The following is a 22,970-nucleotide window of genomic DNA, read 5'->3' on the forward strand; positions in this document are numbered from 1 at the left end:
TCGCGACTCAGCGGGCGGCGACTATCAGATGGCGCTGCGGCCCTTCGATGCGGGCCATCGCGATCTTGAGTTCGGTGACGTCGGCGGCGACTCCGTCGATGCGTGCGGTGAGTTTCTCCTCGGCTCCGTCGATGCGTGCGGTGAGTTTCTCCTCGACTCCGTCGATGCGTGCGGTGAGTTTCTCCTCGACTCCGTCGATGCGTGCGGTGAGTTTCTCCTCGACTCCGTCGATGCGTGCGGTGAGTTTCTCCTCGACTCCGTCGATGCGTGCCGTGAGCCTCTGTTCCACTCCGTCGATACGCACACCGAGCGACGTCTCGACGCCGACGAGATCGGTGCGGAGGGAGTCGGATCTGCGGATGCACCAGGCGAAGCCCGCGAACATCGTGCCTCCCAGAGTCAGCAGAAGGCCGACTGCGCTGAGGACGATCGTGATGATCTCGACGGACACGAACATGCTCCCATTCTGGGGGTGGAGGGTGGGGTCTCGCAGAATGCTACGCGGGCGACGGTCGGCGGCCGCCCGCGGTGCGGGTCATCTTTCGGGCACTCGGGAGAACGCGGTCTAGAGAGTGATCGTGCAGAAATGGTCGATCCGTTCCGTTCGCCTCCCTAACAAATCCGCTCTACGCTCGTAGCAGGCGACGGAAGGAACACGCATGCGCGTACTCGGACTGCTCTCGGGCACCTCACACGACGGCATCGACGTCACGGTCGTGGATTTCGACGAGAGTGAAGGAGCGCTGCGCGGCACCGTCCTGCACGAGGACAGCGTGCCGTACGATCCCGAGCTGCGTGCTCGCCTCATCGCCGCGCTGCCGCCCGCACCCACGACGTTCGCCGAGGTCTGCGAGCTCGACACGCTCATCGGCCAGGCCTTCGCCGAGGTCGCCGCATCCGCATCCGCCGCTGTCGGGGGAGTGCACGCCGTGTGCACCCACGGCCAGACGGTCTTCCACTGGGTCGACGAGGGACATGCCCTCGGCACCCTGCAGATCGGCCAGCCTGCTTGGATCGCCGAGCGGGTGGGCGCTCCCGTCGTCTCCGACGTCCGGATCCGCGACATCACCGCGGGTGGGCACGGGGCACCGCTCGTGTCGTTCCTCGACGAGCTGCTGCTGCGCGGCCGTGCCGGGGTCTCGGCTGCGGTGAATCTCGGCGGCATCGCCAACATGACGGTGGTGGGACCAGACGGCCTGTCCGCCTACGACATCGGGCCGGCGAACGCGCTGGTCGATGCGGTCGTCGTGGCAGAAGGACTGAACGATCGCGGGTACGACGCGGATGCCGCCATCGCGCGCACCGGCGCCGTCGACAAGGATCTCCTCGCAGCACTCCTCGCCGACCCGTACTACTCGCTCGGAGCCCCCAAGAGCACCGGCAAAGAGCACTTCCATCTCGACTACGTGCGTGCGCACGTCGATCGGATGCGACCCGGCATCGCGCCGGCGGACCTGATCCGCACCTTGACCGAGCTGACGGTGCGCACCGTCGCGCAGGACGTCCGGGCGGCGGGCATCCGCTTCCTCGCGGTCTCGGGCGGCGGATGCCACAACCCGCTGATCATGCAGGGGCTCCGCGCCGCGCTCCCCGAGGTCGAGGTCGTGCTCGCCGACGAGCTCGGTGCGTCCGTCGACAGCAAGGAGGCGATCCTGTTCGCCCTCATCGGCTGGTGCACGATGCACGGCGTGGCCGCAGTGACGCCCGGAGGCACCGGGGCCCGCGAGCCGCGCATCCTCGGCACGATCACGCCGGGCACAGGTCCGCTGCGGATGCCGGAGCCGGTCGAGCGCGTACTCAGCCTGACCCTGGCCTGACCCCGACCCTGGCCTGACCCCGAGGTCGGCGGGCGACCGCGCTCAGCGCGTGCGGTCGTCGTCGTCCCAGGGGCCCTCCCACCAGCCGGCACGGCCATCGCCCTCGCCGCCTCCGCCTCGACGGCGTGAACGCCAGAACTGCACGACGAACACCGTCAGCGTGCTGAGGAGGATCAGGAAGGCCACCAGGAAGAGCACATCCGACTGGTTCATGGGCGTTTCCCCTCCGCGGCATCCGCCACGATCTTGGCGATCCGCGCAGCGCGCGTCTCTGCGCGCTTGGCCATCGCGATGTGTGTGAGCCCGAACTTCTTGACCGACCTCGGGAAGGCATCCCAGTTCGCGCGCGCGGCGGGTGCGGCATCCAGCGCCTCGGTCAGCTCGTCGGGCTCGATGCCCGCCTCGGGGCCGTCGAGCACGGTCCAGGACCCGTCGGCCTTCGCGGCCTCGAGCACGCGGATGCCGGCCGGGGCGAGGAGCCCCGCGGTTTCGAGGTCGACCAGACGCGCCTTGTTCGTCGCCGCCCACCCGCTGCCGCGGCGTCGGGGTGAGAACCACTGCCCGACGGTCTGATCGTCGAAGGTGCGCACCGGGCCGTCGATCCACCCGAAGCACAGTGCCTGGCGCACGGCATCCTCGTATCCGACGCCGTCCGCGCGAGAGCCACGAACGCTCAGCAGCCAGACTCCGGCTGTGCGCTCGTGATGCTCTTCGAGCCAGGCGCGCCAGACGGCAGCATCCGCTGCGACGACCCGCTCTCCCTCGTCGAGCGCCCCCATGTCAGTCCTCGTCGAGCGTCGGGATCGACTCGGTGACGGTCGGCAGCAGATCGGCGACCGAGTCGACGATCTCGTCAGGGCGGAACGGGTACTTCTCGACCTCGGCCTCGTCGCTGATTCCCGTCATGACGAGCACGGTGTGCAGGCCCGCCTCGATGCCGGCGATGATGTCGGTGTCCATGCGGTCGCCGATCATGCCCGTCTTCTTCGAGTGGGCGCCGATCTTGTTCAGGGCCGAGCGGAACATCATCGGGTTCGGCTTGCCGACGACGTACGGCTCCTTGCCGGTTGCCTTGGTGATGAGGGCGGCGATCGCGCCGGTCGCCGGCATCACGCCGTCGGCCGACGGGCCCGTGGCGTCGGGGTTGGTGACGATGAAGCGCGCGCCCTTGATGATGAGGCGGATCGCCTTGGTGATGGCCTCGAACGAGTAGTTGCGGGTCTCGCCGACGACCACGAAATCGGGGTTCGTCTCGGTCATGATGAACCCCGCCTCGTGCAGGGCGGTGAGGATGCCGGCCTCGCCGATCACGAAGGCCGAGCCGCCGGGCAGCTGCTGCGCGAGGAAGTCGGCGGTCGCGAGGGCCGAGGTCCAGATGCGCTCCTCGGGTACGGTCAGGCCACTGGCGCGCAGTCGGGCCGAGAGGTCGCGCGCGGTGAAGATCGAGTTGTTCGTCAGGACCAGGTACGGGATCTCGTTCTGCTCCCATCCGGCGAGCAGCTCGGCAGCTCCGGGGATGGCGTCGTTCTCGTGAACGAGCACGCCGTCCATGTCGGTGAGCCAGCATTCGATGTCATCGCGGTGTGCCATGTGCACAGCCTATTGGCCCGTGGTTACGGGCAGGTGTCAGGTTCTGATGGGACTCTCAGGCGCTGAGCCAGACCACCTCGGTGGCCCCAGCCGGGAGTGCGGCGGCCGCACCGTCGAGCTCGATGCCGGACGCCGTCGTGGTGACCGTCGCGGCGACGACGACGCCCGCAGCCTCCAGCGCCCGCAGCAGATCGGGGTCGCGGTCGTCGACGCGCAGCACGCGGCCGGTGTGGCCGATCGGCGCATCGGCGAGCAGCACGAAGGGCTCGCGATCGACCGCGCCGTTCGCGTCGGGGATCGCGTCGCCGTGCGGGTCGAAGCGGGGCCGGCCGAGGCGTGCGTCGATGCCCTCGAGCAGCCGGTCGCTGATCGTGTGCTCGAGCACCTCGGCCTCGTCGTGCACCTCGTGCCACCCGTAGTCGAACTCCTGCACGAGCCACGTCTCGATCAGCCGGTGGCGGCGCACCATCGCCAGCGCGCGCTGCGTGCCGGCATCCGTCAGTCGCACAGCCCCATAGGGCACATGCGAGACGAGTCCGGCGGCGGCGAGCTTCTTCACCATCTCGGTCACCGAGGACGGGGCGATGCCGAGCTTCGCCGCGAGCACCGAGGGGGTGATCGGCGCGTCCTGCCACTCGGTATGCGCGTAGACGGTCTTGAGGTAGTCGTCTGCTGCCGGGGATGCCACGGGTCCAGCCTAGATCAGCGGTCGGCTGGGCTCAGGGGTGCGCCGGGCTCAGAGTCTGCACGGCTCAGGGGTTGGCGACATCGACGAGGATGCCGAAGGCGACCTGGCCGGCGAAGAAGATGATGAGGAAACCGAGCAGCGCGGCGAAGAGCGAGACGCGTCCGTCGAATCCCTCGATCTCGGCGATCCCGATCTTGCGTGCGCGGAACGCCAGGACGAGGGTCGCGATCCCCAGCGCGAGCTGCACCCACGGCCCCCCGACGGGCAGCACGGTGGGGAAGGCGACGAGGAGTCCGCCGATCACGCCGGTCGCGATTCCGATCCAGGTGAGGATGCGGACGGAGCGGCGCGCGGTTTCGGCAGACATGACTTCGAGCCTAATCGCCGACGAGAGCTGTGAATCGTCTCAATCCGCCGGGATTCCTTGACGGGCACTGGCGCGGCGGGTAGCTTCGAGCGGGCACGGGAAAACGCTATCCGAACGAGCTTCACGCTCAGAGAAGGATTTCGACGATGAATATCCGACACCATTCGTTCCGCGCCGTCGTGGCGGTGGCCGCTGCCGGCTGCCTCCTCGCAGGGGGCGCGCAGAGTGCAGGAGCCGTCAGCTCAGACGGTCCCGTCACCGGCCGCCACGACCCCGGATCCAGCGGGCCGCAGCTGGAGGCTCTCGATCGGGGCCTCGTCGCGGTCTCGACCGCCGACGGCGTCTTCCTCAGCTGGCGGCTGCTGGCCACCGAGGCGACCGGCACGACCGCCACCGGACTCGCCGGCCCCGACTTCGCGGTCTACCGCGACGGTGCTCGGGTGGCGACCGTCACCGACAGCACCGACTACGCGGATGCCGACGGGGCGGCGACCTCGGAGTACTCCGTGGTCCCGATCGTGAACGGCGTCGAGCTGACGGCATCCGCCTCGGCATCCGTCACCGCCTGGGCCGAGGGGTACTACGACCTGCCGCTCCAGAAGCCCGCCGACGGCGTCACCCCCAAGGGCGAGGCGTACACCTACTCGGCGAACGACGTCTCGGTCGGCGACGTCGACGGAGACGGGCAGTACGAGTACGTCGTGAAGTGGGACCCCTCGAACTCGAAGGACGTCTCGCAGCGCGGCTACACGGGCCCGGTCTACCTCGACACGTACGAGCTCGACGGCACCCTGCTGAACCGTCTCGATCTCGGCGTGAACATCCGAGCCGGAGCGCACTACACGCAGTTCCTCGTCTACGACTTCGACGGCGACGGGCGGTCCGAGACGATGCTGAAGACGGCGCCCGGCACGAAGTCGGTGCAGTTCGCGGCCGACGGCTCGGTGGCGAGCGAGTCGTACATCACGCTCCCCAAGGCCGACCGCAAGGCCGGCTACTCGAACGACGACGACTACCGCCTCAGCGCCGCCGACTACGAGGCGCACCTGGTCGAGATGTTCCTCGGATGGAGCGAGCGCGACGAGGTCGTGTCCGGTCAGTGGCCGGCCACTCTCGAAGAGGCATGGGGGATGCCCGTGACCCACGAGTACCCCCTCTCGCAGGAGAGCGCGCAGGAGCTGGCGACCACCTTCATCGACGTCTATGCGCCGAGCCGCAGCGCACGCAACCTGCTGCGGGAGTTCGAGGGCTTCATCGTCGACGGACCCGAGTACCTCACGGTCTTCGACAGTGCGACCGGCAAGGAGCTGCAGACCATCCCGTATCCCACCGAGCGAGGAGACGACGGACTGCTGTGGGGCGACTACGCGATGTCGCGCATCGAGCCGGCGAACCGCGTCGACCGCTTCCTCTCGGGCGTCGGATACCTCGACGGCCAGCATCCGTCGGCCGTCTTCGCTCGCGGGTACTACACGCGCACGACCGTCACGGCCTTCGACTGGGACGGCAAGCGCCTCAAGGAGCGATGGGACGTCGACAGCGGCCACGCGCCCATGACGAACCCGTTCAACGACTCCCCGCACGGCCGTGACGGCACCGACCCCGAGTTCGGCACGATCACGACGCAGGGCGATCACTCGCTGAGCTTCGCCGACGTGGATGCCGACGGAAAGCAGGAGCTCGTCTACGGATCGGCGACGATCGACGACGACGGCAGCCTGCTGTACAGCTCGTTCGACGTGCTGCCCGAGGGCAGCGCCGACCCCGGCGCGACCGTGCGACTCGGTCACGGAGACGCGATGCACGTGACCGACATCGACCCGGCCCGCCCCGGCCTCGAGATCTGGACCGCCCACGAGGGCGCGACCAGTGCGCCGTACGGATCCGTGATGCGCGACGCCGCGACCGGCGAATCGCTGTTCGGCGCCTACTCCGGCCGCGACACGGGTCGGGCGATGATCGGCGACGTGCGACCCGACGTGCCGGGCATCGAGGTGTGGTCGAGCATGCCCGGCGGCACCGAGGGCAGCGGTCTGCTGAGTGCGACCGGCGAGGTGCTGCAGGCCGAGACGCCCGGCACGAACATGTCGATCCGCTGGGCGGGAGACATGACCACCCAGCTCGTCAACGGCAGCGGCGACCAGACGCCCACGATCGACGACTGGACGCGTGGCACCGTGCTGACCGCCACCGGCACGCTGACCAACAACGGCACCAAGGGCAACCCCTCGCTCGTCGCCGACGTGCTGGGCGACTGGCGGGAGGAGCTGCTCGTGCGCACAGCCGACTCGAGCGCATTGCGGTTCTACACGACCACCGAGCCCACAGTGCACAAGCTCACGACTCTCATGCACGACGTGCAGTACCGGGTCGAGACCGCTCGTCAGCAGACGACGTACAACCAGCCGGCGTACACCACGTTCTACCTCGCGAGCGACCTCGACTGGGCGAACGTACCGGTGCTGACGGCGCCGACGACGCCCAAGCCCCCGACCTTCACCGACAAGCCCGGCACCTCGCGCGACGAGGTGAAGGTGCCGACGAACGTGAAAGGCATCACGTACTACGTGAACGGCGAGAAGGACGAGGCGCGCAACGGCAAGGTGCGGGTCACGGGTGAGGTGACCGTGGTCGCTGTGCCGGATGCCGGCTACCGGATCGCCGACGGCGCGGCCTCGAAGTGGACGGAGACCCTCCGCAAGCGCTGAGCACTCGTGCGGTGACAGACCGCCGCCCCGAGCCGAATCTTCCCGTGCCGGCTCGGGGCGGTTCTGTCCTGTCTCTCGGGTGCTGCTTCTGCGTGTGCGTCTCTGCGCCGCCTCAGGCGCCGGTCAGCACCAGCCAGAGCAGGGCGCCGTTGAGGGCGATGAGCAGCACCGACGCCACGATGCCCGCGGCAGTCGTCCACGCCCGATTCACCCACGGTCCGAGAGTGCGGCGCTGGGCGGTGAGGGCGACGAGCGGGATCAGGGCGAACGGGATGCCGAACGACAGCACGACCTGGCTGAGCACGAGGGCCAGGGTCGGATCGACTCCGACGCCGAGGATCACCAGCGCCGGGATCAGCGTCACCAGGCGTCGAGCGAGCAGCGGGATGCGCACGTGCAGCAGGCCGTGCATGATCTCCGCTCCCGCGTAGGCGCCGACCGAGGTCGAGGCGAGGCCCGATGCGAGCAGGCCGACCGCGAAGAACGTCGCCACGACGGGGCCGAGCCCGGCGGCCAGCGCGGCATGGGCGCCCTCGAGCGAGTCGGTCCCCTCGACGCCGGCGAGGTTCGCGGCTGCGAGCAGCAGGATGCCGAGGTTCACGGTGCCCGCGATCAGCATGGCGATCGACACGTCCCAGCGTGTGGCGCTGAGCAGGCGGCGGATGCGCGAGGTCTCGGTGCGGGCGGCCTCGGTCGGGGCGTGTGCTGCTGCCGAGCCGAATCGGTCTCGGGTCAGCGACGAGTGGGCGTAGATCGCGTGCGGCATGATGGTCGCGCCGAGAATGGATGCCGCGAGCAGCACTGATCCTGTGTCCTCGAAGCGGGGCACGAGCCCTGCGACCACGCTCGCCGCGTCCGGCGGGGCGACGAAGAGCCCGGCGACGAAGCCGACCGTGATGATCACCATGAGCCCGATGATCACGAACTCGAAGGGACGAGCGCCGCGACGGCTCTGCACCGTGAGCAGGATCATCGACACCGCGCCGGTGATGATCCCGCCGAGCAGCAGGGGGATGTCGAAGAGCAGGTGCAGCGCGACCGCGCCGCCGATGACCTCGGCCAGGTCGGTCGCCATCGCGACGAGCTCGGCCTGCAGCCAATACGCCCGCCGAGCCCACGGCTTGGTGAGTCGCGTGCCCAGCACCTCGGGGAGGCTCTGCCCGGTGACGACTCCGAGCTTCGCCGAGAGGTATTGGATGAGCCAGGCCATGACGTTCCCGGCGACGACGACCCAGACCAGCAGGTAGCCGTATTGGGCTCCGGCGGTCATGTTGCTCGCCACGTTGCCCGGGTCGAGGTAGGCGACGCCGGCGACCAGCGCGGGCCCGAGCAGCCACAGGCTGCGGGGTGCGGTGGCGCGGGCTGCGGGGGTGACCTCGTCGAGCGCGGCATTTTTAGGCATGCCGAAATCGTAGCCGATCTTTCGGTGTACCTAAATATGTTGCTGGTCGTGTGGCGGATAGCCTGACGGGATGGATGAGCAGGCGCCCGCGGCGGCAGCGGAGACAGGCGGATCGTCGGCGCAGCCCGGATACGGGGTGGGGCCGTGGCCCGGGGGCGAGTCGGAATGGCCTGCAGGGGAGCAGTACGACCCCGAGCTGCTCGCGACAGGCGACACGCGCAATGTGATCGATCGCTACCGCTACTGGCGGATGGAGGCGATCGTCGCCGACCTCGACACGCAGCGGCATCCGTTCCACGTCGCGATCGAGAACTGGCAGCACGACATGAACATCGGCTCGATCGTGCGCAGCGCCAACGCGTTCCTCGCCGACACCGTGCACATCATCGGTCGCCGCCGCTGGAACAAGCGCGGGGCGATGGTCACCGACCGGTACCAGCACGTCGTGCACCACGAGGACGTCGAGACGTTCGCGGCGTGGGCTGCGGCCGAAGGCATCCCGATCATCGCCGTCGACAACGTCGACGGCGCCGTGCCCGTGGATCGCGCCGAGCTGCCGCAGGTCTGCGTGCTGCTGTTCGGGCAGGAGGGGCCGGGGCTCTCGGACGCCGCGCTCGCCGCAGCATCCGCGCACATCGAGATCACCCAGTACGGCTCCACCCGGTCGATCAACGCGAGCGCGGCGGCCGCCGTGATCATGTACGAGTGGTGCCGGAGATACGCGGGCTGACAGGTGTCGCGTGATGCTCTCGACACGGCCCGGTCTCAGGCGTAGCGTGAGTGCCGATCTGAGGAGGTCGCCATGTCAGGGATCAGTCCCATCCGCCCGTTCCTCTGGTTCGACGGTCAGGCGCAGGAGGCGATGGAGTACTACGTCTCGGTGTTCCCCGACTCGTCGATCGATCAGGTCGTGCTCTACCCGGAGGAGTCCCTCGACGACCACTTCCAGGGCATGACCGGCAAGGTGATCAACGGCGAGTTCACCCTGAACGGCGCACCGTTCGGCTGCCTCGACGGCGGGCCCGAGTTCGCCTTCAACGAGTCCATCTCCTTCGTGATCGGCTGTGAGGATCAGGCCGAGATCGACCGATACTGGGCGGCTCTCTCGGCCGTGCCCGAGTCCGAGGCCTGTGGCTGGTGCAAGGACAGGTTCGGCGTGAGCTGGCAGATCGTGCCGGCCGGACTCGACCTCCTGCAGCAGCGCCCCGAGCAGATCCAGGCGCTCATGCACATGAAGAAGATCGTGATCGCCGAACTCGAGAACGCCTGATCCCTTGATGCGCTGCTAGACGCCGGCCGAGATCCAGCGCCCCGATCGCACGCGCCAGCCGAGGGTGCCGAGCCGGGCGAGCAGGTAGACGCCGAAGAACGCGACGGCGAGCCAGATGAGACCGGCGGCACCGTCGACTCCCGTCGCAGCGATGATCCAGAGCGCCGGAAGGAACGGCAGGAGGTTCAGGCCACCCGCGATCGCGAGGTAGCGCGCGTCGTTGGCCCCCATGAGCACGCCGTCGAGCACGAACACGACGCCCGCGATCGGCTGGGCGACCGCCAGGATCAGGAGTGCCGGCTGCACGAGGGCTGCGACTGCCGGGTCGCCTGTGAACACGATGCCGAGTACGCCCGACAGCGCCGCGATGAGCGCCCCGACCGCGACACCGAACCACGCACCCCAGGCGACGGTGCGTCTGAGCACCCGGTGCACCTGCCGTTCATCACCCGCGCCGAGCTCCTTGCCGATCAGCGCCTGCGCGGCGATCGCAAGGGCATCCAGAGCGAAGGCCGCCGCCGAGAAGATCGTGAACACGATCTGCCAGCCGGCGAGCTCGTCGGTGCCGATGCCCGTGGCCACCGCGACGGTCACGAGGAGAGCCGCCCGCAGGCTCACCGTGCGCAGGAGCAGCCAGCCGCCCGAACGCGCGGTGCTGCCCATGCCCTCTCTGCGCGCCCGCAGCGAGGTATCGTGCTTCGCGGCGAGACGGCGGATCACCAGCACGTAGGCGCCGACCATTCCCCACTGCGCGACGACGGTGCCGGCGGCGGACCCCGCGATCCCCCAGCCGAGGCCGTAGATGAACACGACGTTGAGCAGGGCATTCGCGCCGAAACCGAGCCCTGCGATCCACAGCGGCGTCATGGTGTCCTGCATCCCGCGCAGCAGCCCGGTCGCCGCGAAGACGATCAGCATGGCGGGAAGGCCCCACATCGAGACGACGAGGTAGTCGTTGGCCTGGGCGGCCACGGCGTCGCTCGCACCGAAGAGCGACACGAGCCACGGGGAGGACGCTGCGCCCGCCGCGGCGAGCACGGCCCCGATCGCGAGCGCCAGCCACATGCCGTTGATGCCGACCGAGACGGCTTCGCCCGGCCGCCCGGCGCCGAAGAGTCGTGCCACCGCGGGGGTGGTCGAGTAGGCGAGGAAGACCATGAGGCCGACGATCGTCTGCAGCACGGCTCCGGCGATGCCGAGGCCCGCGAGCGGGGTGGTGCCGAGGTGCCCGACGAGGGCGGCGTCGACGATGAGGAACGCCGGTTCGGCGATCAGCGCGCCGAGGGCGGGGACGGCGAGGCGCAGGATCTCACGATTGAGGGTGCGCTCGGTCATCCTCCGAGCCTATGGGCTGGTGCCGACAGCGCGTGCTGCGCCGTTCCGGTCGTACGCTGGGATCACCCGGATGCGACGGAGGTGCATCATGACGGATCCACGCGAGGCCGCGGCGCGATATCGCGCGAGGCAGCGGAGTGAGGGCTCGGAGGAGGATGCCGAGTCCGGCACCGCTCCGGGGATCGCCGCCGCGACCGATCGGGCCGCGTTCATCGAGACGGCGATCCAGGTCGCGATCCGCCGGGGCGACTTCGACGACCTGCCGGGTGCCGGCAAGCCCCTCGAGGGGCTCGGCACGCACCACGACCCGGACTGGTGGATCCGCCGCAAGATCGAGCAGGAGAACCTCACGGGGCTCGGCCCACCGGCGATCCTGCTGCGCACCGAGGACCGCGAGCTCGACGGCCAGCTCGACCTGCTGGGCCGCGAGTCCGACGTGCGCGACGTGCTCGTGGACTTCAACAGGCGTGTCATCGAGGCGCGCCGCCAGCTGCAGGGCGGGCCGCCCGTGGTCACGGAGCCTCGCGACGTCGACGTCGAGATCGCGGCCTGGGCCGAGAGGCGGGCGGCGAGGCTCACCGTCCGCGCCGCGGAGGCGCCCGAGGCGCCCGAGCAGCCGCGGCGTCGGCGATTCAGGATCCGCCGCCGGGACTGACCGTCGCGCTCGCGCTCGCGCTCGCGCTCATGTTCACGCCGCGACGGGCAGACGGATGTCGAATCGCGATCCGGTGCCGTCGTTGTGGGCGCTGATCTCGCCGTCGTGCGCCTCGATGATCCCCCGTGCGATCGCCAGACCGAGGCCCGCCCCGCTGGTGCCGAGGATTGCGTCCTTCGGGGTGCGCGCGTCGTTCCCCCGCCATCCGGGCTCGAACACCCGGTCGAGGTCGTCGTGCGGGATGCCGGTGCCGGAATCGCGCACCGACAGCACCATCGACGTGTTCTCCCGTGCCGTGCTGATGCGGATCGTCCCGCCGTTCGGTGTGTGCTCGAGCGCGTTGGCGAGCAGGTTGACCATGACGCGTGCGAGTTCGCGGGCATCCCCGATGACGACGTGGTCGGGGCTCGAGAGCTCCACCAACGCGATCTGCTTCGCCCGTGCGATGGGCGCGAGTTCGGCGACCGCGTCGCTGACGAGGTCGTGCAGTGACATGGGCTCGAGATCCAGGACGAGGGTGCCCGAGGTGATCTTCGAGAGCTGGAAGAGGCTGTCGACCAGATCCGTCATGTGATCGATCTGGCGGCGCATCTGCCTGTGGAAGCGGGCAGGATCCTCAGCGAGCCCGTCGTCGAGGGCTTCGGTCATCGCGCGGAGACCGGCGAGCGGACTGCGCAGATCGTGCGAGATCCACGCGATCAGCTCCCTTCGCGAGCGATCGAGGAGCTGCACCTCGTCTCGGGCCGCGGCGAGGCGCTCGCTGGTCGAGACGAGCTCCTGCGCGACACGGGCGAAGTCGGCGTTCACGGCGAGCCGTGCTGCGTCATCGAGCCGTTCGCCGTCGCCGACCGAGTGCGTCAGCCGTTCGAGCGAGCGAACGCCGCGCACGAGCTGGGCGGCGAGCAGCAGTGCGACGATGAGTGCCACGACCGCCGAGATGACCGTCACGACGACCACCACGAGCAGGTCGTGCGGTGAGATGTACATCGCTTCGGCGACGGCGAGCACTCCCGCCGCGAGCGAGAGCACGACGGCGAGGATCACGACGCTCATCTGCAGCATCAGCGAGCGCCGCCGCAGCAGCCACAGGGAGATCCCGCCGAGCCCCGAGACGAGCAGAGCCCAGGCGAGGGCGATGCCTGCGATCGCCACGATATCGGCGAACGGCATCAGGGGCTCCCCAGCTCGAGTCGGTACCCGACGCCCCACACCGTGACCAGGACGGACGGATTGCCGGGGTCGTCCTCGATCTTCTCGCGCAGCCGTCGGGTCGTCACGGTCACCGTCGACAGGTCTCCGATGTCCCATCCCCAGACTCCGCGGAGCAGGGTCGGACGATCGAAGGTCTGTCGCGGATGCTTGAGGAAGAACGCGAAGAGATCGAACTCGCGCACCGACAGCTCCAGCGGTGAGCCGTCTCTGGTCACGATGCGCGCAGACGGGTCGAGTCGGAACGGGCCGATGTCGAACGGAGCCTCCCTGGCGAACTCAGGCAGGCTGCGTCGCAGCACCGAGTTCACCCGCAGCACGAGCTCCCGGGGTGAGAACGGCTTGACGACGTAATCGTCGGCTCCGGCCTCCAGCCCGTCGATGCGATCCTCCTCCGAGCCGAGGGCGGTGAGCATGATGATGGGCACGGTCGACTCCGCCCTGATACGACGGCACACCTCGGCCCCGTCGATCCCCGGCAGCATCCGATCGAGGACGATGAGGTCAGGAGACGTCTCAGCGACCGCGGCGAGTCCGGAGAAGCTGTCGGTCGCACTGTCGACGAGGTACCCCGCGGCGCGGAGGTACGAGTGCACGACCTCGTTCACCGTCGGGTCGTCCTCGATCACCAGCACACGGCGATCCGCGAGCTCGGCGGCATCACCTCGGGGCTGCGACATGGTCTCATCGTATGGTCGGGCGGTCTGCGCAGGAGTGCGGATCCGGCCCCGCACGGCATCCTTCCTCGGTTCGTAAGGAGTTGACGGGGTGCCCGATGCCGGGTGATCCCTAGCGTCTCGGTATGAGCATCCCCATCGATGTCGTCCTCCCGTGTCTGAACGAGGCGCCGGCGCTGCCTGCCGTGCTCGCAGCTCTTCCCGCGGGAGCGCGGGCGATCGTCGTCGACAACGGATCGACAGACGGATCAGCGGCGATCGCCCGTCGGGCGGGCGCGCTGGTCGTCGAGGCCGACCGTCGAGGGTACGGGGCCGCGGTGCACGCGGGCCTGCTCGCCGCGACCGCTCCGGTCGTGGCCTTCTGCGATGCCGACGGATCGTTCGACCTCGCTCAGCTCGACCGGGTCGCGGGCCCCGTCCTCCGTGGTGAGAGCGATCTCGTGTTCGGGCGCCGTCGTCCGGTGACTCCCGGGGCCTGGCCGCTGCACGCGCGCGTCGCGAACACGGCGCTCCTCTGGATCGTCCGCCGACGGACGGGCCTGACGCTGCGCGATCTCGGGCCTTTCCGCGCCGGGCGCCGAGAGGAGCTGCTCGCCCTCGGCATGGAGGATCGGCGCAGCGGTTACCCGCTCGAACTGCTCCTGCGAGCGTGGTCGACGGGGCTCAGGATCGCCGAGACGGACGTCGACTACCACCCGCGGCTCGGCAGATCGAAGGTCACGGGCACGGTGCGGGGAACGGTCACGGCGGTGGGCGACATGCGCAGGATGCTGCGGAGGCTCGCATGAGCGGCGGGCAGACCACGATCGTGGTGATGGCGAAGGAGTGCATCCCCGGGCGGGTGAAGACCAGGCTGCATCCGCCGCTCAGCTATGAGGATGCCGCACGAGTCGCCGCCGCGAGCCTCGCCGACACTCTCGCCGCCGTCGCCGTCAGCGGACTGCCCGTCGTCGTCTGCGCGCAGGGGCATGTCGACGTCGAGGCCGGGGTCGGATCGATCCCGCAGGTCGAAGGCGGGCTGGACGAGAGGATCGCGGCCGCATTCGATGCCGTCGAGGGGAGGGTGCTGCTGGTCGGCATGGACACGCCGCAGCTGGATCCTCACCTGCTGCGACGCATCGCCGAGGAGTGGCCCGACGACGTCGACGCGTTCTTCGGGGCGGCATTCGACGGCGGGTTCTGGCTGCTGGGACTCGACGACCTGCCTGCCGGACGACTGGGTGGCTGCACACGCGGCGACCTCGTGCGCGGCGTTCCGATGTCGACGGATCGCACCGGAAGCGACCAGCGGGCGCGCCTGACCGACGCCTGGCTCAGGGTCGTCGACGTCGCACCTCTCACCGACATCGACGATCTCGCGTCGCTCCGTGAGGTGTCCGTCGAGGTGCCGGCGGGCGGGTGCCTCGCGCGCCTGCTTCCCGAGCTCGGCGTCGTCGGGAGGTCGCCCGTCGGTGTCGGCGACGCGTCGCCCGGCGGCGTCGTCGATGCGTCGCCCGGCGTCGGAGGCGATGCGTCGCCCGGCGCGGGAGAACCGGACGGTGCCCGGTGAACAGCCCGCTGGCGGCGCACTTCGGCGCGGGTGGGGACGCGCCGTACGACGTCGCCCTGCGAAACGGCGGAGGGACGCTGCGGCTGATCGAGCTCGGCGAAGGCGGCGGTCGACACGTGGAGATGGCCAGATTCCTGGCCGCGGCGGATGCGGCCGACGAATCGGTCATCGCCCGCATCGACGGTCCGGTGCTCGACGTCGGCTGCGGGCCCGGCCGCATCGTGCGTGCGGCGATCCACGCCGGACGTCTGAGTCTCGGGGTCGACGTCTCGTCGACGGCCGTCGAGCACGCGCGCCAGCAGGGGCTTCCGGCACTGCGCCGCTCGGTGTTCGAGCCGCTCCCTCAGGAGGGGTCGTGGGATGCCCTGCTGCTGCTCGACGGCAACATCGGCATCGGCGGTGCCCCCGAGATCCTGCTCGCCCGCTGTGCGCAGATCATCTCGCCGCGAGGGAGCATCTTCGTCGAGGTCGATCCCGAGCCGCGGACCGATCGTGGGTATGCGGCGACCGTGGTCGACGAGGACGGACGCTCGAGTTCGCCCTTTCCCTGGTACGACCTCGGAGAGGAGGCGCTGCGCACTCGGTTGAGCGGTTCCGCCCTCGAGATCGTCGAGACGTGGGAGGTCTCAGGGCGTGCGTTCGTCCGGATCGCGCGGCGGGGCCGAGCGGCGCAGGCGATGCCGTAGGGCGCTCGCCGCACTCAGGACCCCGTCGTGCACCACGACGACGGCGGCGAGCCAGATCATCACGCCCACGAGCTGCGGAAGATCCTGCCGGGTCAGCAACCACCAGCCGCCGGACGCGAGCAGCACGACGCCGACGACGATGAGAGTTCCGCGCACCGCGCGCATCATGCCTCCTCGATCGATGTCAGCCACTTGGTCTGCAGCACCCCTGGTCGTCCTGGTGCGATGATCCGCGCGGGGTATCCGTGATCGAGATCGAGGCGTTCGCCGTTCAGCTGCAGGGCGACGAGGGTCCGCGGATCCCTGGCGTAGGGCGACGGCATCGTGGTCTCACGGAACGCGCCTCGCTGCTGCATGCTGCGGAGGCGAATCGTGGCGTCCTCCGGCATGCCGACCAGGTCGAGCAGCTCGCGCAGACGCACGCCGGTCCAGGTCGCGTCGACCGTCCACCCCTCGACGCACGAGATCGGCAGCACCTCGGTGTGCTGCGGGAGCCGGTCGAGGTCGGAGAGCGCGAGCGTGGCGGTCGAGGATCCGCTGAGCCTCAGCCCCCAGTCGGGGTCGAGGGCGAGGGCGGTGACATCGGCCTGACGTGCCGAGCGGTTCACCGGGAGATCCTGGGGGCTGCCCGTTCTCGACCGGGGCGCCTTCAGGCTGAACGGGCCCCAGGGAGAGACCGAGTGCGCGAGGGCTGCGGCTCCGAGGAGTGCTGAGCCGCCGCCGACGCCCCAGAGGAAGCGCCGCCGCGAGAGGTCGTCACTCATCGGGGGCTCCCTCGCGCGACCCGGCAGGACTCGACGCCGTCGCCGGTTCCGCGTGCCAGGCGCGCACGATGGTCGGCAGATGCACCGCGATGTGCACCGTCATCGCCCCGATCAGAACCCACGCCAGCGCGAAGTGCGTGCGACGGAACGAGAAGTCCCACGGATACCACTGCAGGACGTTGAGGATGCCGGTGATCGGCTCCATCAGCGCGGTGGCGACGAGCACAGCGAGGCTCGCACGCTCGAGAAGGTGCGGGAGGCTGCGCACCGCAGGCCAGGCGAAGAGCTTCGGGAAGACGACCCAGAGCTTGGCGAGCAGCAGCGGGATGAGCGCCGAGCCGACGACGACGTGAGCGCCCTGCGTCCATCCGTAGAGGTGGGTCGCTGCCACCGGAAGGGGCAGCCACGGGAGCGGATCCTGCAGCAGATGACTGTAGAGGCCGGTGACGAAGCAGATCGCGAAGGCCGCGCCGAGCAGTCGGCCCACCACGACGGTCATCCGTGTCGTTCGAAGCGGCGAGCCGAGGGCGCGCTGCACCCGCGCCGACCTGCTCTCGAGCGCGGCGGACAGTCGCTCGGTGATCGAGTCGGTCCCTCCTGCGCTGCCCATGTCCTCAGTATGGGAAGCCGGTCGACCCTCGTGCGGCCCATCCGATTACAGAGCGGTGACGCCTGCGCGCCAGGTCGGTGTCACGCAGGTCGGTGGCATCGGGATGGTGTCATCGGGATGGTGTCATCGCGATGTTGTCACCGCGATGTAAGGAAAACGCGCAGCATCGGGTGATCCGCTCGCCCAGTCTGGGGTGATGAGCGGAGCAGCGGAGAGACTGGCCGATGGCGCGAACGAGTTCGCGGTGATCGGAGGATCCGGGTTCGAAGGCCTCGACCTCGACGGACGAGCGGTGCTTCCCCGACGGGAGTCGCCCTGGGGGACGGTTCCCGAGATCGCGGTCGGAGAGCTCGCGGGGCGCCGTGTCGCGTTCGCCCCTCGGCACGGAGTCGGTCATCGGGTGCCGCCGCACCGGGTCAATGCGCGGGCGCTGCTGTGGGGGCTGCGCACTCTCGGTCCACGGGTGCTGCTCTCGACCAACGCTGTCGGTGGGCTGGATGCCGGGCTGCGTCCGGGGGACTTCGTGCTCACGGACCAGCTCATCGACCGTACGCACGGCAGAGCGGACACCTACTTCGACGGCGAGCCCGGCGGCGCGGGAGTGCAGCATCTGCCGTTCGCGGACCCCTACGATCGCGGTCTGCGGCGGATCGCGCACGAGGTGCTGCAGAAAGCGGACGAGCGAGTGCATCCGTCAGGCACCAGCGTCGTGATCCAGGGGCCGCGGTTCGCGACGGCCGCCGAGGCGCGGTGGCACCGGGCGATGGGCGCTCACCTGGTCAACATGACCCAGCTGCCCGAGGCGGCGCTCGCCGCGGAGCTGGGTTTCGCCCACCTGAACATCGCGATCGTGACCGACACCGACACCGAGCACGGCGACACCGACACCGACACCTCGGCGACGGCAGAGCGGGTGTTCGCGGTCATGGCGGGCGCGCAGTCGCGGCTCAGCGCGGCGGTCACGGCGATCATCGCCGCGATCCCGACCGGATACGCACCGGCACCACGACTCGCTCCGGAAGCGGTGGAGCTGCTGATCGGCGGGCAGGGATGATCGGACTGCTGCTGGTCACGGGCGGCGCGGGGTTCATCGGCGCGGCGATCGTCGAGGCCGCGCTCGCCGAAGGGTGGCGGGTGCGGGTGCTCGACTCGCTGCGGCCGGACGTGCATGCGGGTGAGTCTCCGCCGCATCCCGAGGTGGAGTTCGTGAAGGCCGATGTGCGCGATCAGGAAGCCGTTCGGCGCGCGCTGGGCGGCGTCGACGCCGTGTGTCATCAGGCGGCCAAGGTCGGTCTCGGCGTCGGCATCCAGGACGCCCCCGACTACGTGTCGACCAACTCGCTGGGCACCGCCGTCCTGCTCGCCGAGATGGCCGCCGCCGGCGTCGGGCGGCTCGTCCTCGCGTCGTCGATGGTCGTGTACGGCGAAGGGCTCTATCTCGACGGAGACCGACGGGTGCAGGCGCCGCCGCGCCGCCGAACGGATCTCGAAGCCGGGCGATTCGATCCCGTCTCGGAGCGGACAGGCGAGGTCCTGCATCCTGTGTCGATCGGCGAGGAGCAGCCGTGCGATCCGCGCAACGTCTATGCGGCGACCAAGCTCGAGCAGGAGCTGCTCGCGCGAACCTGGACTCAAGGCGGGGGAAGCGCCGCACTGCTCAGGTACCACAACGTCTACGGGCCGGGAATGCCGCAGGGCACGCCGTACGCCGGGGTCGCCTCTCTGTTCAGATCGGCGTTGGAGCGTGACGAGGCGCCGCGGGTCTTCGAGGACGGACGGCAGCGACGCGACTTCATCCACGTGCGCGATGTCGCCGGGGCGAACATCGCGGCGCTGCGGTGGACGCAGAGCGTCGCAGGGGCGACCGCGAGGGCGTTCAACGTGGCGACGGGGGTGCCGCACACCATCGGCGAGTTCGCCGACGTGCTCGCCGAGGCGTTCCGTGGGCCGTCGCCCGTTCGGACCGGGGAGTTCCGGATGGGCGATGTGCGCCACATCACGGCATCCGCTGATCGGATCGCCGACGAACTCGACTGGCGCGCGTCAGTCGGCTTCGACGACGGGGTGCGCGATTTCGCCCGCGCACCGCTGCGCGCACGGGTGAGCGGCGGATGAGGGCCGGGGCGACGCACCCACGGGCGAGGGCGGCGATCTGGGGGGTGACGGGGGCGCTCGTCCTGATCGCCGCGGCCGTCGTGATCCCCGCGGCGACCGGGTGGAACGTGCGGGTCAAGTCGTTCCCGCCGCTGCACGCCGAGTGGATGCCGCGGCTGGGACCGGGTACTCCGCTCGCAGTGCTGCTCGGGGTGGCCGGGGCGATCTGGGGACCGCGCCTGGCCGCCTCGCTGCGCTGGGGGTGGCTGCTGCTCGTCTCGTTCGCCGCGTCGGCGCTGTGGATGTTCGCGCTCGCGACCGTCGACGGCCTCGACGGCATCGGCGCGATCCTCGATCACCGGTACGAGTATCTGGGCACGGCGCGCGAGGTCGACGACGTCGGTGCGACGCTCCGGGAGTACGTCGAGCGCATCCCGTATGCGCACGAGCACAACTGGCCGGTGCACATCGCGGGGCATCCCCCCGGGGCGCTGCTGTTCTTCGTGCTGCTCGTGCGGGTCGGGCTCGGGAGTGGACTCGCCGCCGGCACGGTCGTGCTGCTGCTCGGGGCGACCACCGTGATGGCTGTCCTGATCACGATGCGGGCGCTGGGAGCGGGCGACCTCGCGCGCCGAGCCGCACCCTTCCTCGTGTTCACCCCCTCGGCGATCTGGGTCGCGGTCTCGGGCGACGGCGTCTTCATGACGGTCGCGGCCTGGGGCATCTGCGCGCTGGCCCTCGCGACGGCGACCCGAGGGGCGATCCGCATCGCGTGGTCGGTCGTGGCCGGCATCCTGCTCGGGTACTGCGTCATGATGTCGTACGGCCTGCCGCTGCTCGGAGTGCTGGCGGTAGCGGTGCTGGTGTCGGGGCGCTCGTGGGTGCCGCTGCTGATCGCCGCCGGAGCCGCGCTCGCCGTCGTCCTCGTCTTCGCGGTGAACGGCTTCGTCTGGTGGGAGGCCTTCCCCGTGCTGCAGCAGCGGTACTGGGACGGAGTCGCGTCACGTCGGCCGCCCGGATACTGGCTGTGGGGCAATCTGTCCGCGTTCGCGGTGAGCGCGGGGCCGGCCATCGGCGCATCACTCGTCGCCGTCGGCACCTGGGCCGTCGGCTCGATCGGTCCGCGAGCGCGCGACGAGGAGGGCGGCAGCGCGAGCATCCTGAGGGACCCTCGCGCGATCGTGCTGATCCTGTGCGCGGCCGGATGGACGATGGTGCTCCTCGCCGACCTCTCGAACATGAGCAGGGCCGAGGTCGAGCGCATCTGGCTGCCGTTCGTGCCCTGGGCGACGATCGGTCTCGCGATGTTCGGGCCGCGGGTGCGACGGCGGCTGCTGATCGTGCAGATCGGATTCGCGATCGTCGTGCAGACGCTCCTCCAGACGGGCTGGTGACGAGACGGGCAGCCTCCTGCCCGGTGTCGGCACCGGGTCATAGGCTGTTCGCATGACAGACGTGCTTCCCTCCGGCCTCGAGACCTCCGAGTTCAGCTCCGACATCCGCCCGCAGGACGACCTCTATCGTCACGTCAACGGCGCGTGGCTCGCCCGCACCGAGATCCCGGGTGACAAAGCGCGCTGGGGGTCCTTCCACCTGCTCGCCGAGCAGGCTGAGAAAGACGTCAGGGCGATCATCGAGGAGTCGCAGGATGCAGAGAGCGGCACTCTCGCACGCAAGATCGGCGACCTGTTCGCGAGCTTCATGGACACCGATCGCATCGCCGCAGCCGGTGTCACGCCGCTCGCCGAGACGCTCGCCGAGATCGACTCGATCGACGGCGTCCCGGCCTTCCTCCGCACGGTCGGAGCGTACGACCGCGACGGCCGAGCGCACCTGATCGGCTTCTACGTCGACGGCGACCCCGGAAACCCCGAGCGCTATCTTCCGGTCGTCGTGCAGTCGGGCCTCTCGCTCCCCGACGAGAGCTACTTCCGCCTCGACACGTTCGCCGAGACGCGCGCGGCCTACCGCGCCCACCTCGAGCGGCTGCTGTCCCTCGCCGGCATCCCTGACGCGGCGGCCACCGCCGACCGTGCGATCGCGCTCGAGACCGAGCTCGCCGGTCACCACTGGGACAACGTGAAGAGTCGCGACGCCGTCGCCACGTACAACCTCAAGACGTGGGCCGAGCTCCAGGAGCTCGCCGGAGTCGACCTCGAACCGTGGCGTGACGCCGTCGCCCCCGAGCACCCCGAGGCGTTCTCCGAGATCGTCGTCTCTCAGCCCAGCTTCCTCGAGGGCCTCGGCACGCTGCTCGTGGCCGAGCGTCTCGACGACTGGAAGGCCTGGCTCCGCGCGCAGGTCGTGCACGCCGCGGCTCCCTACCTCACCGACGACTTCGTGCAGGAGAACTTCTCGTTCTACGGCACCGAGCTCACCGGCGTCCCCACGATCCGCGAGCGCTGGAAGCGCGGCGTCTCGGTCACCGAGAGCGCGCTGAGCGAGGCGATCGGCAAGGTCTACGTCGAGCGCCACTACCCGCCGACGGCGAAGGCCGCGATGGACGAGCTCGTCGCCAACCTCATCGAGGCGTACCGCCGGAGCATCACCGACCTCGAGTGGATGACCGCAGAGACCCGCGAGCGCGCACTCGCGAAGCTCGACTCGTTCACCCCCAAGATCGGTCACCCCACGGTCTGGCGCGACTACTCGAGCCTCGTCATCGACCGCGACGACCTGTTCGGCAACGTGCGCCGCGCGGCGATCTTCGAGCACGACCGCAACGTCGCGAAGGTCGGCAAGCCGATCGACCGCGACGAGTGGCACATGCCTCCGCAGATGGTCAACGCCTACTACAACCCGTCGATGAACGAGATCGTCTTCCCGGCGGCCATCCTGCAGTACCCGTTCTTCGACGTCGCGCGCGATGCCGCCGCGAACTACGGCGGCATCGGCGCGGTCATCGGGCACGAGATCGGTCACGGCTTCGATGACCAGGGCAGCCGCTACGACGGCGCGGGCAAGCTCGAGGACTGGTGGACGGATGCCGACCGTTCGGCGTTCGAGGAGCGCACGAAGGCTCTCATCGCGCAGTACGACGCGCTGGTCCCCGAGGGGCTCGACGCCGCGCACCACGTCAATGGGGCCCTCACCATCGGTGAGAACATCGGCGACCTCGGCGGCCTCGGCATCGCGCTGAAGGCCTACGAGCTCTCGCTCGACGGTGCGGAGGCCCCGGTCATCGACGGATACACGGGCGTGCAGCGACTGCTGCTGTCGTGGGCGCAGGTGTGGCAGCAGAAGAGCCGCGACGCCGAGACGCTGCGACTGCTGACGATCGACCCGCACTCGCCCAACGAATTCCGATGCAACCAGATCGTCCGCAACATCGACGCCTTCTACGAGGCCTTCGACGTCGCCGAGTCCGACGCGCTGTGGCTGCCGCAGGACTCGCGCGTGACGATCTGGTGAGTCTTCGGTCGTAGCCGAATCCGGTTCGGGGGTGCCCTGCTCGCTCCTGCATGACGATCTGATGACCAAACATCGGAGTCTGTAGGGCATCCTCACCTGAGGGGGTTACGATATCGATGCTGCGGGGGATGAACCCTG

Annotated in this window: 25 protein-coding genes; 12 read left to right on the top strand and 13 right to left on the bottom strand. The window is 69.7% G+C overall.

What is annotated here, in order from left to right; translation table 11 throughout:
- Positions 1 to 7: 7 nt before the first annotated feature.
- The gene (locus ACQ4LY_RS07005) at positions 8 to 457 is read right to left on the bottom strand and encodes a hypothetical protein (RefSeq protein WP_431075296.1); all 450 of its coding nucleotides are present in this window, start codon (positions 455 to 457) and stop codon (positions 8 to 10) included.
- A 202-nt stretch (positions 458 to 659) separates the two neighbouring features.
- Here ACQ4LY_RS07005 and ACQ4LY_RS07010 point away from each other — a divergent pair, with 202 nt between their 5' ends.
- Positions 660 to 1,817, top strand: a complete 1,158-nt coding sequence (locus tag ACQ4LY_RS07010) for an anhydro-N-acetylmuramic acid kinase (RefSeq protein ID WP_431075297.1) — start codon at positions 660 to 662, stop codon at positions 1,815 to 1,817.
- A 42-nt stretch (positions 1,818 to 1,859) separates the two neighbouring features.
- Here the strand turns inward: ACQ4LY_RS07010 and ACQ4LY_RS07015 are convergent, their stop codons facing one another.
- The 5 genes from ACQ4LY_RS07015 to ACQ4LY_RS07035 form a co-directional block, all read right to left on the bottom strand.
- Positions 1,860 to 2,030 (bottom strand): hypothetical protein, encoded by a 171-nt coding sequence (locus ACQ4LY_RS07015; RefSeq protein WP_431075298.1) that lies wholly within the window; start codon positions 2,028 to 2,030, stop codon positions 1,860 to 1,862.
- Positions 2,027 to 2,596 carry a YdeI/OmpD-associated family protein gene (locus ACQ4LY_RS07020; RefSeq protein ID WP_431075299.1) on the bottom strand — a complete coding sequence of 190 codons (570 nt, stop codon included), beginning with the start codon at positions 2,594 to 2,596 and terminating at the stop codon, positions 2,027 to 2,029. The genes ACQ4LY_RS07015 and ACQ4LY_RS07020 overlap by 4 nt, the downstream gene beginning before the upstream one ends.
- Before the next feature lies 1 nt (position 2,597).
- Positions 2,598 to 3,407 carry an HAD-IIA family hydrolase gene (locus tag ACQ4LY_RS07025; protein WP_431075300.1) on the bottom strand — a complete coding sequence of 270 codons (810 nt, stop codon included), beginning with the start codon at positions 3,405 to 3,407 and terminating at the stop codon, positions 2,598 to 2,600.
- A gap of 55 nt (positions 3,408 to 3,462) precedes the next feature.
- Positions 3,463 to 4,095 (bottom strand): iron dependent repressor, metal binding and dimerization domain protein, encoded by a 633-nt coding sequence (locus tag ACQ4LY_RS07030; RefSeq protein WP_431075301.1) that lies wholly within the window; start codon positions 4,093 to 4,095, stop codon positions 3,463 to 3,465.
- Positions 4,096 to 4,159: 64 nt separating this feature from the next.
- A complete protein-coding gene (locus ACQ4LY_RS07035; RefSeq protein ID WP_431075302.1) occupies positions 4,160 to 4,462 on the bottom strand; it encodes a hypothetical protein in 303 nt (100 codons plus the stop codon).
- 146 nt (positions 4,463 to 4,608) lie between these two features.
- On the opposite strand from ACQ4LY_RS07035, the gene ACQ4LY_RS07040 reads away from it, so the two are divergent.
- On the top strand, positions 4,609 to 7,170 hold the full coding sequence (locus ACQ4LY_RS07040; RefSeq protein WP_431075303.1) for a rhamnogalacturonan lyase: 2,562 nt from the start codon (positions 4,609 to 4,611) through the stop codon (positions 7,168 to 7,170).
- Between the two features lie 112 nt (positions 7,171 to 7,282).
- On the opposite strand, the gene ACQ4LY_RS07045 is transcribed toward ACQ4LY_RS07040, so the two are convergent.
- Positions 7,283 to 8,572 carry an Nramp family divalent metal transporter gene (locus ACQ4LY_RS07045; protein ID WP_431075304.1) on the bottom strand — a complete coding sequence of 430 codons (1,290 nt, stop codon included), beginning with the start codon at positions 8,570 to 8,572 and terminating at the stop codon, positions 7,283 to 7,285.
- 70 nt (positions 8,573 to 8,642) lie between these two features.
- Here ACQ4LY_RS07045 and ACQ4LY_RS07050 point away from each other — a divergent pair, with 70 nt between their 5' ends.
- Together ACQ4LY_RS07050 and ACQ4LY_RS07055 are read left to right on the top strand one after the other, a co-directional pair.
- Positions 8,643 to 9,302 carry a TrmH family RNA methyltransferase gene (locus tag ACQ4LY_RS07050; protein WP_431075305.1) on the top strand — a complete coding sequence of 220 codons (660 nt, stop codon included), beginning with the start codon at positions 8,643 to 8,645 and terminating at the stop codon, positions 9,300 to 9,302.
- A gap of 72 nt (positions 9,303 to 9,374) precedes the next feature.
- On the top strand, positions 9,375 to 9,842 hold the full coding sequence (locus ACQ4LY_RS07055) for a VOC family protein (protein ID WP_431075306.1): 468 nt from the start codon (positions 9,375 to 9,377) through the stop codon (positions 9,840 to 9,842).
- Positions 9,843 to 9,857: 15 nt separating this feature from the next.
- On the opposite strand, the gene ACQ4LY_RS07060 is transcribed toward ACQ4LY_RS07055, so the two are convergent.
- A complete protein-coding gene (locus ACQ4LY_RS07060; protein WP_431075307.1) occupies positions 9,858 to 11,177 on the bottom strand; it encodes an MATE family efflux transporter in 1,320 nt (439 codons plus the stop codon).
- An 88-nt stretch (positions 11,178 to 11,265) separates the two neighbouring features.
- Here ACQ4LY_RS07060 and ACQ4LY_RS07065 point away from each other — a divergent pair, with 88 nt between their 5' ends.
- Positions 11,266 to 11,832, top strand: coding sequence for a DUF1992 domain-containing protein (locus tag ACQ4LY_RS07065; RefSeq protein WP_431075308.1), 567 nt, complete (start codon positions 11,266 to 11,268; stop codon positions 11,830 to 11,832).
- A 33-nt stretch (positions 11,833 to 11,865) separates the two neighbouring features.
- Here the strand turns inward: ACQ4LY_RS07065 and ACQ4LY_RS07070 are convergent, their stop codons facing one another.
- A complete protein-coding gene (locus ACQ4LY_RS07070; RefSeq protein WP_431075309.1) occupies positions 11,866 to 13,002 on the bottom strand; it encodes a sensor histidine kinase in 1,137 nt (378 codons plus the stop codon).
- Positions 13,002 to 13,721, bottom strand: coding sequence for a response regulator transcription factor (locus tag ACQ4LY_RS07075; protein WP_431075310.1), 720 nt, complete (start codon positions 13,719 to 13,721; stop codon positions 13,002 to 13,004). The genes ACQ4LY_RS07070 and ACQ4LY_RS07075 overlap by 1 nt, the downstream gene beginning before the upstream one ends.
- Positions 13,722 to 13,843: 122 nt before the next feature.
- On the opposite strand from ACQ4LY_RS07075, the gene ACQ4LY_RS07080 reads away from it, so the two are divergent.
- Genes ACQ4LY_RS07080 through ACQ4LY_RS07090 form a run of 3 tightly spaced genes read left to right on the top strand, consistent with a single transcriptional unit; the run spans position 13,844 to position 15,953 of the window.
- Positions 13,844 to 14,506, top strand: a complete 663-nt coding sequence (locus ACQ4LY_RS07080; RefSeq protein WP_431075312.1) for a glycosyltransferase family 2 protein — start codon at positions 13,844 to 13,846, stop codon at positions 14,504 to 14,506.
- Positions 14,503 to 15,267: a TIGR04282 family arsenosugar biosynthesis glycosyltransferase gene (locus ACQ4LY_RS07085; protein ID WP_431075313.1), complete on the top strand. Its 765-nt coding sequence runs from the start codon at positions 14,503 to 14,505 to the stop codon at positions 15,265 to 15,267. Before ACQ4LY_RS07080 ends, ACQ4LY_RS07085 begins: the two co-directional genes overlap by 4 nt.
- Complete coding sequence (locus ACQ4LY_RS07090) at positions 15,264 to 15,953, top strand: class I SAM-dependent methyltransferase (protein ID WP_431075314.1); 690 nt, start codon at positions 15,264 to 15,266, stop codon at positions 15,951 to 15,953. The genes ACQ4LY_RS07085 and ACQ4LY_RS07090 overlap by 4 nt, the downstream gene beginning before the upstream one ends.
- Here the strand turns inward: ACQ4LY_RS07090 and ACQ4LY_RS07095 are convergent.
- Genes ACQ4LY_RS07095 through ACQ4LY_RS07105 form a run of 3 tightly spaced genes read right to left on the bottom strand, consistent with a single transcriptional unit; the run spans position 15,894 to position 17,327 of the window.
- A complete protein-coding gene (locus ACQ4LY_RS07095; protein ID WP_431075315.1) occupies positions 15,894 to 16,118 on the bottom strand; it encodes a hypothetical protein in 225 nt (74 codons plus the stop codon). The two genes, ACQ4LY_RS07090 and ACQ4LY_RS07095, sit on opposite strands and share 60 nt — an antisense overlap.
- Positions 16,118 to 16,717 carry a molybdopterin-dependent oxidoreductase gene (locus tag ACQ4LY_RS07100; RefSeq protein WP_431075316.1) on the bottom strand — a complete coding sequence of 200 codons (600 nt, stop codon included), beginning with the start codon at positions 16,715 to 16,717 and terminating at the stop codon, positions 16,118 to 16,120. The genes ACQ4LY_RS07095 and ACQ4LY_RS07100 overlap by 1 nt, the downstream gene beginning before the upstream one ends.
- The gene (locus ACQ4LY_RS07105) at positions 16,710 to 17,327 is read right to left on the bottom strand and encodes a hypothetical protein (protein ID WP_431075317.1); all 618 of its coding nucleotides are present in this window, start codon (positions 17,325 to 17,327) and stop codon (positions 16,710 to 16,712) included. Before ACQ4LY_RS07105 ends, ACQ4LY_RS07100 begins: the two co-directional genes overlap by 8 nt.
- Positions 17,328 to 17,523: 196 nt before the next feature.
- On the opposite strand from ACQ4LY_RS07105, the gene ACQ4LY_RS07110 reads away from it, so the two are divergent.
- The 4 genes from ACQ4LY_RS07110 to ACQ4LY_RS07125 are packed head-to-tail and all read left to right on the top strand — an operon-like array spanning position 17,524 to position 22,832.
- A complete protein-coding gene (locus ACQ4LY_RS07110; protein WP_431075318.1) occupies positions 17,524 to 18,381 on the top strand; it encodes an MTAP family purine nucleoside phosphorylase in 858 nt (285 codons plus the stop codon).
- Entirely contained in the window at positions 18,378 to 19,442 is a 1,065-nt protein-coding gene (locus ACQ4LY_RS07115) for an NAD-dependent epimerase/dehydratase family protein (RefSeq protein WP_431075319.1), read from the top strand. Before ACQ4LY_RS07110 ends, ACQ4LY_RS07115 begins: the two co-directional genes overlap by 4 nt.
- 44 nt (positions 19,443 to 19,486) lie before the next feature.
- Complete coding sequence (locus ACQ4LY_RS07120; RefSeq protein WP_431075320.1) at positions 19,487 to 20,815, top strand: hypothetical protein; 1,329 nt, start codon at positions 19,487 to 19,489, stop codon at positions 20,813 to 20,815.
- 52 nt (positions 20,816 to 20,867) lie between these two features.
- A complete protein-coding gene (locus ACQ4LY_RS07125; RefSeq protein WP_431075321.1) occupies positions 20,868 to 22,832 on the top strand; it encodes a M13 family metallopeptidase in 1,965 nt (654 codons plus the stop codon).
- Positions 22,833 to 22,970: the final 138 nt, after the last annotated feature.

It is taken from the genome of Microbacterium phyllosphaerae (assembly GCF_050628115.1).
Classification (GTDB): Bacteria; Actinomycetota; Actinomycetes; order Actinomycetales; family Microbacteriaceae; genus Microbacterium; species Microbacterium phyllosphaerae_A.